Source organism: Solidesulfovibrio carbinolicus (genome assembly GCF_004135975.1).
Taxonomy (GTDB): Bacteria; Desulfobacterota; Desulfovibrionia; order Desulfovibrionales; family Desulfovibrionaceae; genus Solidesulfovibrio; species Solidesulfovibrio carbinolicus.
Genome location: NZ_CP026538.1, coordinates 3678834 through 3696208 on the forward strand (window position 1 = coordinate 3678834; position 17375 = coordinate 3696208).

Here is a 17375-nt window from a genome sequence, read left to right on the forward strand (position 1 = left end):
TCAAGAGTACTTCAAGGAATGCGTATGTCCGGACAATTAGTTGGCTGGCTTGGCGCGACGGTGGCCTCCCTGGCCGCCGCCGCATTGTTGGGTTGGTTCGTGGACGCCTCCGGGGCCGTGGCCGCCCTGGTGGGCGGCCTTTTGCCGGCGGCCACCGCCGCCGCCGCCGTTTGGGCCCTCGGGGGCGCGCGCCAGCGCCAGGACAAGGCCATGGCCGAAGCCCTGGCCGCCCTGGCCGCCGACCGCGCGCCAGACGCCGGGGAGCTGCCCCCCGAGCTGGCCGCGGCCGTGGCCGGATTGGCCGAGGCCATGCGCACCACCCGGGGATTTCTTTCGGGCATCACCAAAGGCCTGCCCATCCCCTATCTGCTGGTTGATCCCAAGGAACGCACGCTTTTCACCAACCAGGCCACCCTGGACATGCTGGAGATCGACGGAGCGCCCGAACGCCAGCTCGGCCGCACCCTGGCCGAGGTGTTTTATAATGACCCGGGCCGTCCCACCGCCGTGGGCAAGGCCATGAACCACGGCCAGGTCTTCAACAACCTGGAGGTCACCATCACCGGCCACAAGGGCGGCCGGCGCGACGTGCTGGCCAACGTCTTCGCCCTGCGCGACACGGCCGGCGCGGTCATCGGCGGGCTGTGCCTCTATCTCGACATGACCGAGCTCAAGGCCAAGGAAGCGGCCATCTGCCAACAAAACGACCAGACCGCCGAACTGGCCCGGCGGGCCGGCGGCCTAGCCTCCGACCTGGCCGACGCGGCCCGGGTGCTGGCCGAACAGGTGTCCCAAGCCAGTCGGGCCGCCGACGACCAAAAAAACCGCATGGGCCAGGTAGCCGCCTCGGTGACGAGCCTTGGCCACGGCGCGCGCGACATCGCCGGCACCGCCGGCGAGGCCGGGAACGTGGCCCAAAAAACCCGCGACCAGGCCGCCGGCGCGGCCGACACCATGGCCAAGGTGCTGGCCGGCATGAACGAACTGTCCGGCAAGGCCGTCGCCCTGGGCAGCCATATGGACACGCTCTCAACCCAGGCCACGGAAGTGGGCGGCATCCTCGGCGTCATTTCCGATATCGCCGACCAGACCAATCTCCTGGCGCTCAATGCCGCCATCGAGGCGGCCCGAGCCGGGGAATCGGGCCGGGGCTTCGCCGTGGTTGCCGATGAAGTCCGGAAGCTGGCCGAAAAGACCATGGCCGCCACCCGCGAGGTGGACCGCAACGTCACGGCCATCCGCCAAAGCGCCGAGACCAACCGCCAGGCCACCGGCGAGGCCGTGTCCCTGGTCGGCCAGACCGCCGCCATAGCCGGCGAGGCCGGCTCCGCCCTGAACGCCATCCTGGCTCTGGCCGACGAGACCTCGCGCCACGTCCGGGCCATCGCCGACACCGCCGCCGGCCAAACCAACGCCGGCGAGGCCGCGGCCAGGGCCGGGGAAGACATTGCCCAGGCCGTTTCCGACACCTCCCAGGCCATGGCCGAATCCGCCCTGGCCGTGGAAGAACTGTCCCGGGTAGCCGACGACCTCAACGCGCTTTTCGTGGGCACGACCAGGCGCTGACGCTCCCGGATGACAGCCGCCGCCTTTGCGGCTATATCCGCGCCATGTGGCAAAGCTTTGTTATTGTGGCCGTGGCCTTCGTCGCCGTCAGCGTCGGGCTGTGGCTCATCATCCGCAAGACCGTCAGCCGTCGGCACGACATCATCGCGCCGGGGAAATTCGACTTCGACGCCTTCAAATCCCGCGAAATCACCCGGCGCGGCGTCCATGACAGCACCCGCCTCGGCAAAAAGCGTTAAATCCACCGCGCCTCCCGGCGCGCCCGCCTGCCAGCCCCTTTCCAAGGAGTCGCCATGCCCCGTATCCGCGCCCTGTTCCTGACCGTCCTGGCCCTGGCCGTGCTGGCCGCCGGCAGCGCCCGGGCCGAAACCCCGACCAGCCTGGCCGGCATTGCCCTGGGCGAACCGGCGGCAAAAGCCAAGGCCCGGGTGGATGTCCGCAAGCCCCGCGACGTGTCGGACGCGCCGTGGGTCAAACGGTTGCCGGTGTCCGGCGACAAATTTTTTGACGGCGGCTATGTGCTTGTCGGGACCTGCGCCGCGCCGGGAGCCGTGGTGCGGATCAAGATGCGCTACCGCAACGGCGACATGGACTTTTTCCGCAAGTTAAGCGGCGAGATGCTCACGCTCTACGGCGATCCCACCCAATACAAGGGCGACCTGGAAGGCCGGGTCATGGGCAACAAGTGGTCCTTTTCCGACTCCCGCTTGCGCCCGGTGAGCCTTATTTTGCAACATGCCGAAGGCGAAGACCCGGAGCTTGGGCCGGGCAGCACGGTCAAGCTCACCAACTGGGGCCTGCTCGAAGCCGAGCGGGCCTGTTGGCAGCAGCGCCACGGTTCGGCCAAGGGCGCCGCGGAAAAAGCCGGCAAGGCCGGGCCTGACCACGGGTATTTGCCGCGCTGAGGCGGGTTCGCCCTTCCTTATGAAAGGTTCTCAGGAAGTCTTTATGGAACAGATTGCATTTGATGATTCGTTGCGCACCGGATTTGCGCTTATCGATGAACAGCACGCCCTATTTCTCTCCATGTTGACGGACTTGGCCGCCCAAATCGAGGCCGGGCATCACCGTCAAGGCGTCCTGGACGCCTTCCAAGGCATGCGGCTTTACGCGGACGGGCATTTCTCGGGCGAGGAAGCGTTGATGGACGCCCGTGGCTACCCGCAACTGCCGGCCCACCGGGTGCAGCATGACGCCTTTCGGGGCATGGTGGCGGAACTCGAAAACCGCCTGGGAGAAGGCGTCGGCCTTGTTTCCCTGGAGACCCTGGAATACCTGGGCAGTTGGTTCATCCGGCACATCCGCGACGAGGACATGCGGTTTGCCGCTTTCGTCCGGGAGAGCGCCGCCGCCTCGTCCTGACGCCGCAACAAGGCCCCGCCACGATCAGGCGGTGCGCCCACCAGCCCTTCCGGCATCGCTCCCCCAGAAATGACAAAATCCTGGCAACCGCAACGATGCCAGGATTTTGTCGCACCGCAATACGGCCGGCGCTTAGCTGAAGAAGTTGAAGGTGGTGCCGCCGGAACCAAACAGCGAGGAAAAATCCAGGGTGCCGCCCGTGCCGAAGCTGCCCCCGAACAGGCTGGAGGTGCCCCCAAAGCTCGAAAAGTCGAGAGTAACCCCTCCCCCGGAGGTCCCAAACAACGAGCCGCCCGTCCCAAACAGCGAGCCGAAGTCCAGGCCGGTTCCGGCAGTGCCGAAGGTCAGGCCGCCGCCCAAGCCGCCGAACAAGCCGGTGCCGATGCCGGTGTCGGTGGAACCAAACAGACTGACGCCCCCCGTGGTTCCGCCGAGGTTGGAAAAAAGCGAACTGAAGTCAAACAGTCCGCCACTACCGGATAATGTCGCCATAAGTGGCCTCCCAAGTCGTGATTCTGGGCTTGGTAAAAAAAACCGGCCTTGCTGATTCCTGCGACACCTAACCTGTCGCTAATTTTCGAAAAAATTATTTTTTTAATCGCATACGCCAAAGCTGTCAACAATCCCCGACCAGCAAAATCAAAAACCGCACGACCGCTATCATTTACAAATCAGCTAGTTAGACCAATCAACCAAAAGCGCAAAGACATACCGTTCAACCACTTCCAGCACCACCACGTCGGGCCGCTCCTTCTCAATAACGAAAGGAACCAAGGCGTGGGTCCACAAGAACACGGACCGGGAAAAACGCTCGGCCGCGTGGACTTGCATGGCCCGGGCGAAGGAATCATGGAAAAAGACCGCCCTGGGCCAGTCCTTGCGGTCCGTTTCATAGGCGGCCCGCTCCCGCTCGGGGTGGTCGGCCGGATCGGGATAATCGCCCGGGGCAGCCGGACGGGCCAGTGCCGCGACCCGAGACCGGGCCGACACGTCGGGTTCACGCCAGAGGTCGGGCAACAGCAGCATCTCGGATAAATCGCCGCCAGGACGATCCGTCACAACCAGCTCGTAGTTGGACGGATCAAGAGGCTCAAGAGCTGGAAAACGCCCAGACAGAGCGGCCACCAAAGCTGATGCGCCAAGCAGCCCGCCGTAACCGTTCCAATGCGTGTCGGTCTTCATGTAGGTCCGACCGGCCGCCTTGCCGGCGGTCACCGCCTGGCGCAGGTCCAGGACGTCCAGGCCGGCGGCGCGCAGCCGGGGGATGATCTGGGACAGACGCGATTCGGGGCGCAGCGGATGCAGGCCCGGCGGCAGATGCTCGGGATAGACGCGCTCCTTGTTGGGCGCGAACATAACGAGATAAGCGATGCCCTGCTCGGCCAGCCAGTCGCGGCGCGCCACCTGGACGCGCACCATCTCCTGCATGTCGCGCTCGGACAGGGGTACGACGTTGAGGTAATCGTCCAGGGCGTGTTCCAGGTTGTAATAGAGCCAATCATTCCGGCCGACGATGACCCCCGGCACAGGGGATTCGCCGAAAAGGGCCAGGCGCAGGCGGTTGTTGGCCCGGATGAGATGGTCACGAAAGGGCGCGGCGTCACGGACGTGGGCGGCCAGGGCCGGACCGTAGCGCCCGGGCGCGTCGAGGGCCTCGGCCAGGGGCGGGACCGGGGCCTGGGGCCGGTTTTCAACAGCCAGCCGGCCGCCGGAAAGGCCAAGGAGCGGCAAACCGTAGGGCGCGGCCAGAAAAACGACAACAGCCAGGATTTGCAGGATGTTCGCCAGACGGACCATGGCTAGAACCTCGCGTAGATAAAGGGCGAATAGCCGCCGGCGGCCACGGCCATGGCCGAGGCTCCAAGCAGCACGGCCAGGGCGGCCAACCGGCCCCAGGCAGCCACAATCGCCTCGAACGAACCAAAACGGCGGCACACGGCCTGCCACACCCCGCCAAGAGGCATGGCAAAGACCACCGCCGCCGCCAACGCGGCCAGACGCTGGCGGGTGACCACGGCCAGCCAGGCGTAATCGAACCCTTCGGCCGTAAACGAGAAAAGCGCCTTGCAATAGGCCGCCGACACGGCGAAGTCCGAGGCCCGAAAAAGCACCCAGCCAAGCATGACGGCGGTGAGCAGATAGCCGTGGCGCACCACGGCCGGGGCGCGGTCCAAAGCCCGGCCCAGACGGGTGCGTTCCAGGGACAAAAACACCCCGTGCCACAGGCCCCAGACCAGAAAATTGGCCGTGGCCCCGTGCCAGACGCCGCACAGGGCAAAGACGATCAGCAAATTGCACTGCACCCGCCAGGGCGCGGCGCGGCCGCCGCCCAGGGGGATGTAGAGGTAGTCGCGAAACCAGGTGGACAGGGAAATATGCCAGCGTCGCCAGAACTCGCGCACGCTTTGGGCAATGTAGGGATGGTCGAAGTTCTCGGGCAGACGAGCCCCGAACAGGCGGCCGATGCCCACGGCCATGTCGGTGTAGCCGGAAAAATCGTAGTAGATCTGCGCCGTGTAGCAGACAAGCCCCAGCCAGGCCGTGGCCATGTCCAGACCGGCCGACCGGCTGAAGGCGTCATCGGCGATGGGGGCCAGGGATCCGGCGATCAGGGTTTTCTTGGCCAGGCCCACGGCCAGCCGCCAGCCGCCCTCCCGAAAGTCGTCAAGGGTCGGACGCGGCGCGGCCAGCTCCGGCAAAAGCGGCCCGAACCGGGCGATGGGGCCGGCGGTAATCTTGGGGAAAAAGGCCATGGCCGTGGCGAAACGCAGGCCGTTTGTCTCGGCGGCGAGCTGGCCGCGCCCGACGTCCATCAGATAGGCGATGGCCGAAAAGGTGAAAAACGACACGCCAAGGGGAGACGCGTCCGTAACATATTTATAGAAGGCGAGCAGGGCCACGTTGGCGGCCACGCCCAGGGCGACGAAGCGCCGCCGGGGCGGGCCTTGGCTGGCGTCGATCAAACGGCCAAGCAGGTAATTGCCCAGGATGGCCCCGGCCAGGATCGGCAGGCCGGCGGCGTCGGCCAGAAAGAAATACACGGCGCTTGCCGCCAGCAGCACCCCGCAGCGCAGACCTACGGGCGAAAGATAAAACAGCGCCAGGACCGCCGGCAAAAAGCCGTACAGAAAAAGCGGCGAATCCGGTATCATACCCCCTCCTTGCCGCAAGGCATGGCAGGGGGTTTACCCGCCGGCCGTCAAAATGCAAGTCGCCGCCAACGGGGCGGGCCTGGATCGCAGCCGAAAATTGCCGCCAACCCGGTTCGTCCAGGGGGCCGAAACGTCAACCGTCAGCCTCCCCGACTCTCGCAGCCAGCTCTCCAAGACAGAAGGGCAGCGCCTCAGCCTTTACGGCCCTCGGCCAAAAGCAGCGCGCCGGCCACGGCGGTCAGGGGCGCGGCCGTGACCAGTCCGAAGCTGCCGACCAGGGTATTGGCGATCTCCGCCGCCACATGGGGCATGGTGGCCACGTTGATAAGCGGCACGCCCTGGGCCATGACCACCATGAGCAGCGCCAGACTGCCGCCGCAGTAGGCCAGAAGCAGCGTGGTGGCCATGGTGCCGACCACCACCCGGCCGACCCGAAAACCCGAGAGGCAAAGGCCCATGCGCCCGATTTCCGGGTGGTGGGCGGCCACCTCGGACTGGCTGGCGGCCACGTCCATGGCCACGTCCATGATGGCCCCGCTGGCCCCCAGGCAAATGGTGGCCAGAAACATGCGGCCGAGATCCAGGTGGGCGTAGCCGGTATAGAGGAGCATCTCGGCAAAGGGCTTGACCGAACCGGGCAAGGCAAAGCCCGGGGCGGTAGCTAGGGACAGCAGACAGGTGACGCCCACGCCCCCAAGCGAGCCGAGGTAGGCGGCCAGGGAGCGGCGGTTCACGCCGCCAACCAGAAACACGATGGCCGCCATGAGCGCGGCGATGACGCCAAGGACGCACAACATGGGATCGACCCCGGCCAGGGTGGCCGGCACCAGCACCTTCCACAGGAGCAGGGCCGTGAAGACAAACGAGACCACGGCCTTGACCCCGACCAGACCGGCGTAGGCGATTAGGGCCAAGGCGAAAAGCCCCAGCAGCAGGCCCTGGAGCGAGAGCCGCCAATGATCCTGGGCCACGGCCGAGACAATGGCGTCGCCGCGCAGGGACAGGACCAGCAGGGCCGTGTCGCCCGGGGCGAAGAGCTTGTCCATTTCGAGCTTGCCGACCAGGATATTGTCGGCGACCACCGGCCGGCCGGCAAAGGGGCCGGAGACCGGAACCGCCGTCACCCGCTGCTCGCCCTCGCGCACGAGCCCGTATTGGCGCACGTGGGCATTGTCCACGGCCGTGACCGTGGCCTTGACCTGATGCGCGTCGGCGGGCAGGCGTTCCTCGAAACCGGTGGGCCAAAGCCACAATCCGACGGAAAGCCCCGTCACGAGCGCCAGCAACAACCAATCCTTCCGCGTCCCCAAACCCATCCGCGCCATGCCAATCCTTTTCCCGGGCGGCCTGTCGCCGGCCGGGCCTTGTGTTGTTGTCCACGCCGTGAACGGGAATCCGGCCGTTGGCCCCGGCCATGCCGGCGTCCCGTCCTTGGCGAAACCGAGATTCCCAGGACTTGGGACCATAAGTCCGGGGCCGCGCTCCGGAACATGATTCCAGGTCGCGGCCCCGGCCGGTCGCCGGCGGAGATATACTCCCCGGCGCTCTCCCTATGCTTGGCGTTGCCTACCAGCCCCCTTTTCACCATTCGGGGGGTCCGGGGGCCTCAGGCCCCCGGCCGCCGGAGGCATCTTACCCTCTTCTTTCTTCCTCTAATTACTGGCGATCTGCTTGTCGCCGAGAGCCCCCATGAGCTTTTTGGCCAGATCGGTGTTGTCGTAGTAGCCGGCGAAGACTTCCGCGCCCGGTCCCACGGCCGAGGTGACCACGGGCACGCCGGTGTGGGAGTAGCTGGTCCAACCGATGCCGGCTTTCTGGCCGAGAATGTGGGTGAGCGCCACGGCCAGGGGCTCGTAGCCGCCGTAGGCCCGGTAGTCCATTTCGTCCCCGGACTTCTGGGATTCGCCCTGCATGGAGCGGGCGAAGGCGTCCTTGACGGCCGCGACTTCGAAATCGCGCAGGTACAGGCCGTAGGGGTTGGCCGGGGAGGTCACGTTTTCGTCGGGCTTGGGAGCGCTCTTCATGGCTTCGAGGTCGGCCTCGGTGGGGACGATGAGGCCGAAGCTCTCCTTGATCATGGGCACGACGTCTTCGAACTTGGCCGAGGCGGCGTCGTGGGTCTTTTTGTATTCCTTCAGCGCCGCGGTGAAGCCTTCGAAGGAGGCCTTCTGGTTTTTGAGGTAGTCGTAATAGTTGCCGTAGCGGGTGCCGGCAAAGCCCAGGGTCATGCCGCCGCACTCGTGGTCGCCGGTGACGACGATAAGCGTTTCCTTGGGGTGCTTTTCGGCGAATTTGACGGCTTCGGCCACGGCGGCGTCAAAGGCCAGGGTGTCTTCGATGGAGGCGGCGGCGTCGTTGGCGTGGCAGGCCCAGTCGATCTTGCCGCCTTCGACCATGAAGAAAAAACCCTTGGGGTTGTCCAGCAGTTCGATGCCCTTGGCGGTGTACTCGGCCAGGGTCAGGCCTTTCTTGTCGCCGTCCAGGGCGTAGGGCAGGGCCTTGTCGGCGTCGAGTTCGGGGTTGAGCGCCACGAGCTTGGTCCCGGGCTTGGCGGCTTTGATCGCTTCAGCCGTGTCGGCCACGACGTAGCCGGCGGCCTTCATGGCGTCCAGGGCGTTTTGCTTCTCGCCTTCGATCTTGGATTTCTTGCCGGCCGGGTCCTTGAAGCCGCCGCCGCCGAAGTAGTCGAAACCGCTTTTGGCGGCTTCCATGGAAATCTCATAATAATTGTTGCGGCTGGGCTGATGGGCGTAGAAACAGGCCGGGGTGGCGTGGTCCAGGGACACGCTGGAGACGATGCCGACCTTGTAGCCTTTGTCACGGGCTTTTTCGGCCATGGTGGGCACGGGCTTTTTCGCCCCGTCCACGCCGATGGCCCCGTTGTAGCTTTTCACGCCCGAGGCCAGGGCGGTGCCGGCCGCGCCGGAGTCGGTGATGATGGAATTGAGTGAATAGGTGGTGGTCATGCCCTGGACCGGCATCTTGTTCATGACGAGTTTGACGATGCCGGGTTCGGGTTTGCCGTCCTTGGCGGCCAGGAAGTATTCGGCGGCGCTGCGCTGGGCCATGGCCAGACCGTCGCCGATGAAGAAAAAGACGTACTTGGGCGCGGCGGCATGGGCGCTGGTGGCGGCCAGCATGAGGATGGCCAGGACGATCCAGGCCAAGCGGTTGATATGGGCCGCGCAAAAAGGCGGCAGGACGTGTCGGCGCATGGTTGTTTCCTCCGTTTCGTGTATCGCCAAACGGATAGGCCGGCCGTGTGACGAACCCGTGGCGCGCTTGTGGCGTTTGCGGCCGCAAAACGGCCGCCGCCCTTGCTCCCCGGCGGCGCGAACGCTACAAGCGTGTCGCGACGCCGCCGAATCGGGCGCGCCAAGGAAACGCCGCCATGCCGCGACATCTGCCCGCCATTTTGCTGGCCCTGGGGCTTTTCGCCCTGGCCCTTTTCGCCCGACTGCCCCACCTCGACCGCGAGTCGCTGTGGGAAGACGACTGGCTGGCCCTCGACCGTGCCTCCATGGCTCCGGCCGAAATGGCCCGCATCCAGCAATGGCTCGGGCCCTCGCGCACCACCTACGACTTCCACCCGCCCCTGTATTACGTCCTGGAACACACCATCCTGGGCTTCGACCGCAGCGTCTACGCGGTCAAATTCTCGGGCGTCTTGGCCGGGGCGCTGACCGTCGTCGTGCTGTTTTTCCTGGGCCGGGCGCTTTTCTCCACGGCCGCCGGCCTGGGCTGCGGGGTGCTGGCCGCCGGCTGCCTCTACCACGTGGCCGCCTCCCGTTCGATCAAGGTCTATGTCCTGCTGCTCTTGGTCTTTTCGGCCAGCCAGCTGGCCCTGTGGCAGGCGCTCAAACGCGGCCGGGGGCGTGAATGGCTGCTCTACGCGTTTTTGGGTGCGGCCCTGCTCTATACCGCTTACGTCGGCGCGCCGGCCCTGGCCGCCCAGGCGGCTTTTGCCACCGCCTTTCTCCTGGTCCACAGCCGCGACATACCGGGCCGCCCCGACGCCGCGCCCACCGACCGCCGCCGCGTGGCCTGGGCGGCTTGCGGCTTTGCCCTGGCCGGCCTGGCCTATCTGCCCTGGCTTCCGGGACTCTTTTTCATCCAGGAGACCTTCCACAACCCGGCCGTGCGCGCCCTGGCCCGGTTCGACTGGCCGCTTTTTGCCGGCGTGCTGGCCGATTTCGGTCGTTACGCCCATCCCGCCCCCGGGCCGTGGCCGTATATCCTCCCTATCGCGGCCGGGCTTGGGCTGCTTGCGGCCTTACGGCGTCGCCAATGGCTCCAGACGCTGCTCATCCTCCTGCCGAGCCTGGCTTCGGTGGCTGCCATTATTACGGCCAAGTCCGAGATGAACGAGATCCTCTCCACCCGCCATTTCGTGCTGCTGCTGCCGGCCCTGCTCTTACTCGCCGGCAACGGCGCGGCCGCGCTTGGCGCGCTCCTGCCCGGCCCGACCTGGGGCAAAACCGCCCTGGCCGGCCTTTTCGCCGCCATTCTGGCCCTGCCCCAGTATACCGATCTGCCCCGCCTGTGGTCCCACACCATCAGCTACGACAAGGAACTGGCCGCCTTTCTGGCCACGGCCCGGGGGCCGGCCGAGGCCATCGAATGTTTCGGCTACAAAGCGCCCATCAAGCGTTTCGGCCTGGGCTGGTATCTGGACGGCCGCGTTACCCCCCTGGCCGAGACGGCCGGCGCGCCCGAGGCCGGCTATCTGCGGGTTCTTGCCGTGCAAAACAGCATCGGCGCGCCCATGGTCGAGCTGCCCGGGGCCGTGCCCGCAACCGATTTCGCCATCTCCATCTTCCGCACCCGGGCGCAGCGCCTGGGGATCGTGCGCCGCGCCCCTATCGCGCTTACCCCCGACGCGTCGGGCCGTTTCACCTACGCCGACGCCTTTGACGACCTGCGCGTCTACGCCGACGCGGCAAGCCTCACAAACCTCGCCCCGGACCCGGAACGCTCGCTGTTGGCCCCCATCGGCATCCGTCCCGGAACCGTGCGCTACGATTTCCTGGTCCCCGACGGCGTTACCCTGGACGCCGCCGCGCTGTCCGCCGGCCTGCGCCTGTACAAACGCCACGCCAGCCACCAAGCGCCCTGCTTCGTGGACATCGAGGTCAGCCGTGACGGCGGCCCCTTTGCAACGCTCACTCGCCTCACCGACGCCGACTTCGCCGGCCTCGCCGCCGGCCCCTGCCCGAGCCTGCTGGAAATCCCCATCTACAACACCTGCCGCAAGCTTGGCCGGGACATCGACCTGACCGGCCGGCTGGCCGGCAGCCGCCGCTTCTCCCTGCGCCTGACGCTCTCCCCGGGCCTGGAGGAAGGCTATCTCCACCTCGACGATCTGGCGCTTGCCGCCGCGCTTTCCGGCACGGCCCAGCCCCTGGCCGGCCCCCGGGCCATCCTCGAACGGCTAACGGCCAGCGGCGCCCTGGGCCGGGGCGACCCGGCCATCCCGCGTCTGGCCCCGGGCGGCCCCTTTGCCCTGGCCGCCACGCCCGACGCCGCTGCCCTGCCCGGCGTTACCGGCGGCCCCCAGACCCTTGCCGCCTACAAGGCCGCGCACCCGGGCGAACAGCCCGTGGCCGTGCTGGCCGACGCCTCGGGCGCGCCGGCCGTGGAGCTTTTCGACCCCGATCTGGCCGGCCCGCGCCTGTGCCTGTCCGGCAAGGAACCAGCCGTCGAAACCACGGGCACGGGCGGCAGGGCCCAGGCGCTGACCGTGACCGGCAGCCTCGACGCGCCGTCGTTTAGCCTGTCCGGCCAGGCCGTGGACATTCCGGTGGCCGCGCCGGCCGGCACGACCCTGGCCGTCAACGCCGGGGGACAGGGCCGGCTGTGGTGGCGGCCGGATTTTTCCAAGGCCCGCTTCGCCGCCATGGTCCTGGATTCGGCCCACAACGTCCGTCCCGTGCCCGACGCCGACAACGACGGCGGCCTGTCCTGCCGGGACGCCTCCCCCTGCCGGGCCGATTTTCCCTTTCTCTCCGGCTTTCCCATGCGGCGCGCCACGCTTACGGTCTATCCCCGGGTCGCCAACGATCCAGAGGGTAAAAACGCCGCCCATGTGCTCGTCTCCACCGATGGCGGCGCGACCTTCCGGCCGGTGCTGTCCCTGGTCAGCGACCGCTCGGGCGGCTGGACGCCGCTTTTTACGCCCTACCGCCTGGAGCTGCCTCTGGAAAAGACCTCGGGAATGCTCGCCGTCCGGCTGGAGATGACCGGGGACGGAGCCCAGTTCTGGTCCCACACCCGGCCCATCGACGCCATGGCCCTGACCCTGGCCCTGGACACGCGCGCCCTGGACGCCTTTGAGCTGCCCGCCGGTCCGGCCGTCCTGCGCCTGACCCATCCCGGGGCCAACGCCGTCTGCTACGCCGCCGACACCGCGCCCATCCCCTTCCCGGCCGAGTTGGAACGCCAGTGATTGCCTTGGCAACCACTGCTGTCCGGGATACGGGTGTCCGATAGTCGCGACGCAAGGAGGAACGACCATGGACTTGTCCAAGATGGGGGAAAACACCCGCAGCGTGCGGGCCGGCGAACGCCTCGACCGCCGGGTGGGCGGCGTCACCACGCCCATCCACACCGCCGCCGCCTACATGGCCGCCGACGACGTGGAAGGGGCCTACCGCTACCCGCGCTACTTGAACATTCCCACCCAGGCCGCCCCGGCCGAGAAGCTGGCCGCCCTGGAAGGGGCCGAGACCGCCATCGCCCTGGCCTCGGGCATGGCCGCCATCGCCTCAAGCCTGCTCGCCGTGCTCCAGACCGGCGACCATGTGGTGCTCCAGGCCGACCTCTACGGCGGCACCCACCGGTTCCTCATGGCCGAACTGACCCGCCTGGGCATCGGCTTCACCATGGTTTCCGAAGCCGATGCCGGCCGGCTGGAAGCCGCCGTCACCGAGCGCACCCGGGCCGTTTTCGTGGAAACGCCAAGCAATCCGCTGCTGCGCGTCATCGATCTTGAAGGCGTGGCCGCCATGGCCAAAAAGCGGGGGCTTATCTCCATGGTGGACAACACCTTTGCCTCGCCCATCAACCAAAAGCCCCTCGCCCTGGGCTTTGATCTGTCCATCCACAGCGGCACCAAATACTTAAACGGCCACAGCGACCTCAACTGCGGCCTGGTCGCCGGCTCCAAGGCGCTTGTTGACGCGGTCAAGGAGCGGGCCGTCAACTTCGGCCAGACGCTCAACACCTACGACTGCTACCTGCTGGAACGCGGCATGAAGACGCTGTCCCTGCGCATGGCCCGGCACAACGACAACGCCCAGGCCGTGGCCGAGCGGCTGGCCGCCCGCAAAGGGGTCTCGGCCGTCCACTATCCGGGCCTGCCCACCCACCCCGGCCATGAGCTGGCCAAGCGCCAGATGCTCGGCTTTGGCGGCATGATGTCCTTTGCCCTGGACTGTTCGCCCGAGGCCGCCCGGACCTTCATGGACGCCCTGACGCTGATCCTCGAAGCCGTGAGCCTGGGCGGCATCGAATCCCTGGCCTGCTTCCCGGCCGTGACTTCCCACGCCAAGATGCCGCGCGAGGATCGCCTGGCCATCGGCGTCGGCGACACCCTGGTGCGCCTGTCTGTCGGCTGCGAGGACGCCGATGACATCATCGCCGACCTCGCCCAGGCCATGGACGCCGCCGGCCTCGCCTGATCCCCCTTTGCCCCGCGCCGCGAAATGCTTATACAAGCACAAGGCGGCGCGAGGCCGCCCTTCCCGTCACCCAGGCCGTTGTCCCAGGCCGCCAAACGCCCTTCGGAGGCCGCATGAAAGCTCTTGCCCTCGGCATCCTCGCCGCCCTCATCCTGTTGGCCGCACCCGGTAGCCAGGCCCTGGCCGCCGAAGCTTCCGAGGCCCCGGGGGCCAAGCCCCTGGCTGTGGGGACCGCCTTCCCCGACGTGCCGCTCATTGGCCCCGTCAGCCCGGAACTGGCCGAAAACCTCGGCATCTCCCAAAATGGCCCGACACCTATCGCCAAAATCAAGGCCGAGGTGCTCATCGTCGAAATTTTCAGCATGTACTGCCCGTTTTGCCAACGTGACGCCCCTACCGTCAACGAACTGGCCGCGCTCATCGACAAGCGCGGTCTGGCTGATCGCGTCAAGATCATCGGCATCGGCGCCGGCAACTCCGACACCGAGGTGGACATCTTCCGCAAGAAGTTCAAAGTCCCGTTCGCCCTTTTTTCCGACGCCACCTTCGCCGTCCACAGCGCCGTGGGCCAAGTCGGCACGCCCTATTACTACGTGCTTAAAAAGACGCCCCAGGGCTTTACCATCGTCGCCGCCCACCTCGGCCTCATCCATTCCCCGGCCGATTTCCTCAAGGACGTGACGGCCAAAGCCGGCTTGTAACCCCAGTCGAGAGCGAGGAACCGCCATGCGCCGCATCGCCACGCTTCCAGCCGTCGTCGCCGTCCTGGCCGCCCTGGCCTTGGCCGCCCCGGCCCCGGCTCCGGCCGCCGCCCCCCTGCCGCCGGGGCTGGCCGCCAACATTTTCGAGGTCCCCCACCTGCCGCCCACGGACAGCAACCTCGCCGTGGCCGTGGGCAGTCCCATGCCCGACTTCGACCTGCCGACCGTAACCGGCGGCCGGGTCAAGCTCTCGGACTACCTCGGCAAGAAAAACCTCGTCATTTCCTTCGTGCCCGCCGCATGGACGCCGGTGTGCTCCGGCCAGTGGCCCGGCTACAACATCGCCCAGGACATCTTCGAGGAAAACGACGCCGCCCTTGTCGGCATCACCGTGGACAACATCCCCACCCTCTACGCCTGGACCCGACAAATGGGCGACCTGTGGTTCCCCGTGGCCTCGGACTTCTGGCCCCACGGCAGCCTGGCCCAAAAGCTCGGCATCCTGCGCAGCGACGGCGTCTCCGAACGGGCGCTGTTTTTGGTGGACAAAAAAGGCGTGATCCGCTTCATTGATGTGCATGACATCAACGCCAGGCCGGACCTCGGCCCGCTGCTCGAAGCCATGGCCAAGGTGCAGGCCGAAAAATAACGGCCGCGCCAGACCATCGCCCGACATGCGGAGGCGATGTTGCGCCCGCCGACCAACCGCCCAGGCCCTTGCTGCTTGGGCCGGGCGGCGCAATTCCAGACCGGCGTTGGCCAAAATGCCGACCGCCCCCGCGTGAGGGGAACCCGCACCATCGCATAAAAGGAATGGAGGACGTATGAAATCGCTCAAAGGCTCGAAGACCGAAAAGAACATCCTCATCGCCTTCTCCGGCGAATCCCAGGCCAGAAACCGCTACACCTACTTTGCCTCGGTGGCCAAAAAAGAAGGCTACGAGCAGATTTCCGCCATCTTCACCGAAACCGCCGACCAGGAAAAAGAACACGCCAAACGCCTGTTCAAATACCTCGAAGGCGGCGAAGTGGAAATCACCGCCGCCTTCCCGGCCGGCGTCATCGCCAGCACCGTGGACAACCTCCTCGAAGCCGCCGGCGGCGAATCCTACGAGGAAAACGACATGTATCCTTCCTTTGCCGCCATCGCCGACGAGGAAGGCTACCCCGAAGTGGCCGACACCTTCCGCCACATCGCCAAGGCCGAAGGCTTCCACAAACGCCGCTACGCCGCCCTGGCCGACAACATCAAAAACGGCAAGGTCTTCAAGCGCGACGGCAAGCTGCTCTGGCGCTGCCGCAACTGCGGCTACCCCATGGAAAGCGACCACGCCCCGGACAAATGCCCGGCCTGCGAACACCCCAAGGCCTACTTCGAGATCGCGCCCGAGAATTGGTAGTAGTATTTGAAGATGCCTCCGGCGGCCGGGGGGCTCAGCCCCCCGGACCCCCGACATGGGGGTTGGACGGTCCGGCGGAGGTTTGATCGGCGGGCCTTGGCCCGAGAGAAGACGGGGGCTGAAATCGGCGTTTGCCGTCAGGCGGAAGCCGCCCGACGGCAAACGCCGATTTCAGCCCCCAACTCGCCAGCGAAGCGGGCGGATTTGCGCGATCAAAGCCTCGCGCAAATCCGCCCGCTTCGCATTTTTGTGCGCCCGTTAAGCGCCCCCTTCCCTTACCACCCCCATCCGGGGTTTCCAAAGGGGGTCGCCCCCTTTGGCCGCCGGAGGCACTCTTCCCTCTTCGCTGCTCCCTACTTGCCCTGGGGCAGGTAGTACTTGCCATCGCGCAACACGCCTGTTTTACGAACAAAATCGCCCAATTCCCCGAGGGTGACGTAAGCGATTTCCTTGTCTGCGGCGAGCAGCGGCAGCAGGGCTTTCCATTGTTCGTTGGTGAACTCGTCAGGGCCGTGTGAGTAGAGGCACAGGACGCCGCCGACTTCTTTGATTTTTTTAAGGAAGCTGGCGACCTTGGCGGCAAACTGGGGCGAGGCGGGGTCCGTGCCGAAGGCGTCGCGAGGTTTGACGGCGTAGATGCGGTAGAGGTCGTAGCCGCCGGGCGCGCCCAGGGCGGCGTTGCCGGCGGTGCCGACACGGCCGCAGGTCAGTCCCAGTTCGCTGGTGACCTGTCGCGAGGCGGCGTCGGAGACGAGAAACGGGTAGACCATGGCTTTGACGGCGTAGCCGGGCAGGCCGGCGGCGATATCTTCGTCGGCCCCCTGGATTTCGTAGCGGGCGTGGGCCGGGATATCGACGAACAACGGCGCGAAGCCGTTTTTAAAAAAAATGTCGGTCTTGTCGCGCTCGGCCAGGAACCGGGACTGGATGTTGGCGTAGTACGGGTCGCCGAGTTCGGCCGCGACGCCGCGCACGTTGTTTAAGGCATCGGTGAGCTGGCGCAGGGTCGGATGGCGGCCATTTTCGGCGAGATCCAGTTCGGCCAGGGGTTTGGGGTTGTCATCAACAATGAGGCGCAGGACCTTGGCCTGGCTGTCCACGGCGGCGTAGGCCGATTTGGCCTGGGGACTGAAGAAGCGCAGTTTGATGACGCCCGACGGGGCCACGGGCACGTGGTCGCGGGTATGGTTGGCGATCTCGTGGCCCTTGGCCACGCGGGCGGCCATGGCGGCGTAGTCGGCCGGCGTGGCCTTGGCGGTATTAAGGGCCAGGGTGGTCTTCATGCCAAAGGCGTCGGCGTCGTCGGCGAGCTGGCCCCACAGGTCGAGGTTGGGCAGGTCGTCGATGATGAGGTTGACGTAGGCGCGGGGGCCTTTGCCGGGCAGGGGGACGCCCCGGGTGGCGTCGGACAGGCCTTGGGCCGGGGCGGCGGCGGCCAAGGCGAAAAGGAGCAAGCAGGCGAGAACGCCGCCGAGGATATGGTGGCCGATGCGGGGCACGGACAGACCTCCGAAG

Annotated in this window: 15 protein-coding genes; 9 read left to right on the plus strand and 6 right to left on the minus strand. The window is 66.6% G+C overall.

Features of this window, described 5'->3' with window-relative positions; genetic code table 11:
- Positions 1 to 24 precede the first annotated feature (24 nt).
- Genes C3Y92_RS16465 through C3Y92_RS16480 form a run of 4 tightly spaced genes read left to right on the plus strand, consistent with a single transcriptional unit; the run spans position 25 to position 2928 of the window.
- Positions 25 to 1566, plus strand: coding sequence for a methyl-accepting chemotaxis protein (locus tag C3Y92_RS16465; protein ID WP_129354370.1), 1542 nt, complete (start codon positions 25 to 27; stop codon positions 1564 to 1566).
- Between the two features lie 44 nt (positions 1567 to 1610).
- The gene (locus tag C3Y92_RS16470; RefSeq protein ID WP_129354372.1) at positions 1611 to 1805 is read left to right on the plus strand and encodes a hypothetical protein; all 195 of its coding nucleotides are present in this window, start codon (positions 1611 to 1613) and stop codon (positions 1803 to 1805) included.
- Between the two features lie 54 nt (positions 1806 to 1859).
- On the plus strand, positions 1860 to 2471 hold the full coding sequence (locus C3Y92_RS16475; RefSeq protein WP_129354374.1) for a hypothetical protein: 612 nt from the start codon (positions 1860 to 1862) through the stop codon (positions 2469 to 2471).
- Positions 2472 to 2514: 43 nt separating this feature from the next.
- Complete coding sequence (locus C3Y92_RS16480) at positions 2515 to 2928, plus strand: bacteriohemerythrin (protein WP_129354376.1); 414 nt, start codon at positions 2515 to 2517, stop codon at positions 2926 to 2928.
- 132 nt (positions 2929 to 3060) lie between these two features.
- Here the strand turns inward: C3Y92_RS16480 and C3Y92_RS16485 are convergent, their stop codons facing one another.
- The 5 genes from C3Y92_RS16485 to C3Y92_RS16505 form a co-directional block, all read right to left on the minus strand.
- Positions 3061 to 3420 carry a hypothetical protein gene (locus tag C3Y92_RS16485; RefSeq protein WP_129354378.1) on the minus strand — a complete coding sequence of 120 codons (360 nt, stop codon included), beginning with the start codon at positions 3418 to 3420 and terminating at the stop codon, positions 3061 to 3063.
- 183 nt (positions 3421 to 3603) lie between these two features.
- The gene (locus C3Y92_RS16490) at positions 3604 to 4725 is read right to left on the minus strand and encodes an alginate O-acetyltransferase AlgX-related protein (protein WP_129354380.1); all 1122 of its coding nucleotides are present in this window, start codon (positions 4723 to 4725) and stop codon (positions 3604 to 3606) included.
- Positions 4726 to 4727: 2 nt separating this feature from the next.
- Positions 4728 to 6080 (minus strand): MBOAT family O-acyltransferase, encoded by a 1353-nt coding sequence (locus tag C3Y92_RS16495; RefSeq protein ID WP_129354382.1) that lies wholly within the window; start codon positions 6078 to 6080, stop codon positions 4728 to 4730.
- Positions 6081 to 6271: 191 nt separating this feature from the next.
- Positions 6272 to 7405, minus strand: coding sequence for a YibE/F family protein (locus tag C3Y92_RS16500; RefSeq protein ID WP_129354384.1), 1134 nt, complete (start codon positions 7403 to 7405; stop codon positions 6272 to 6274).
- A 327-nt stretch (positions 7406 to 7732) separates the two neighbouring features.
- Entirely contained in the window at positions 7733 to 9295 is a 1563-nt protein-coding gene (locus C3Y92_RS16505; protein ID WP_129354386.1) for an alkaline phosphatase, read from the minus strand.
- Between the two features lie 176 nt (positions 9296 to 9471).
- Between C3Y92_RS16505 and C3Y92_RS16510 the strand changes: the two genes are divergently transcribed.
- The 5 genes from C3Y92_RS16510 (at position 9472) to rbr (ending at position 15860) form a co-directional block, all read left to right on the plus strand.
- Positions 9472 to 12525, plus strand: coding sequence for a glycosyltransferase family 39 protein (locus C3Y92_RS16510; protein ID WP_235669517.1), 3054 nt, complete (start codon positions 9472 to 9474; stop codon positions 12523 to 12525).
- Positions 12526 to 12592: 67 nt separating this feature from the next.
- Positions 12593 to 13759, plus strand: coding sequence for a trans-sulfuration enzyme family protein (locus tag C3Y92_RS16515; protein ID WP_129354390.1), 1167 nt, complete (start codon positions 12593 to 12595; stop codon positions 13757 to 13759).
- Positions 13760 to 13872: 113 nt separating this feature from the next.
- Entirely contained in the window at positions 13873 to 14460 is a 588-nt protein-coding gene (locus tag C3Y92_RS16520) for a peroxiredoxin family protein (RefSeq protein ID WP_129354392.1), read from the plus strand.
- Positions 14461 to 14485: 25 nt separating this feature from the next.
- Entirely contained in the window at positions 14486 to 15109 is a 624-nt protein-coding gene (locus C3Y92_RS16525; protein ID WP_129354394.1) for a redoxin domain-containing protein, read from the plus strand.
- Between the two features lie 175 nt (positions 15110 to 15284).
- Entirely contained in the window at positions 15285 to 15860 is a 576-nt protein-coding gene (gene rbr / locus C3Y92_RS16530) for a rubrerythrin (protein ID WP_129354396.1), read from the plus strand.
- Positions 15861 to 16213: 353 nt separating this feature from the next.
- Here rbr and C3Y92_RS16535 read toward each other — a convergent pair whose 3' ends face one another.
- A complete protein-coding gene (locus C3Y92_RS16535; RefSeq protein ID WP_129354398.1) occupies positions 16214 to 17359 on the minus strand; it encodes a polysaccharide deacetylase family protein in 1146 nt (381 codons plus the stop codon).
- Between the last annotated feature and the right edge of the window lie 16 nt (positions 17360 to 17375).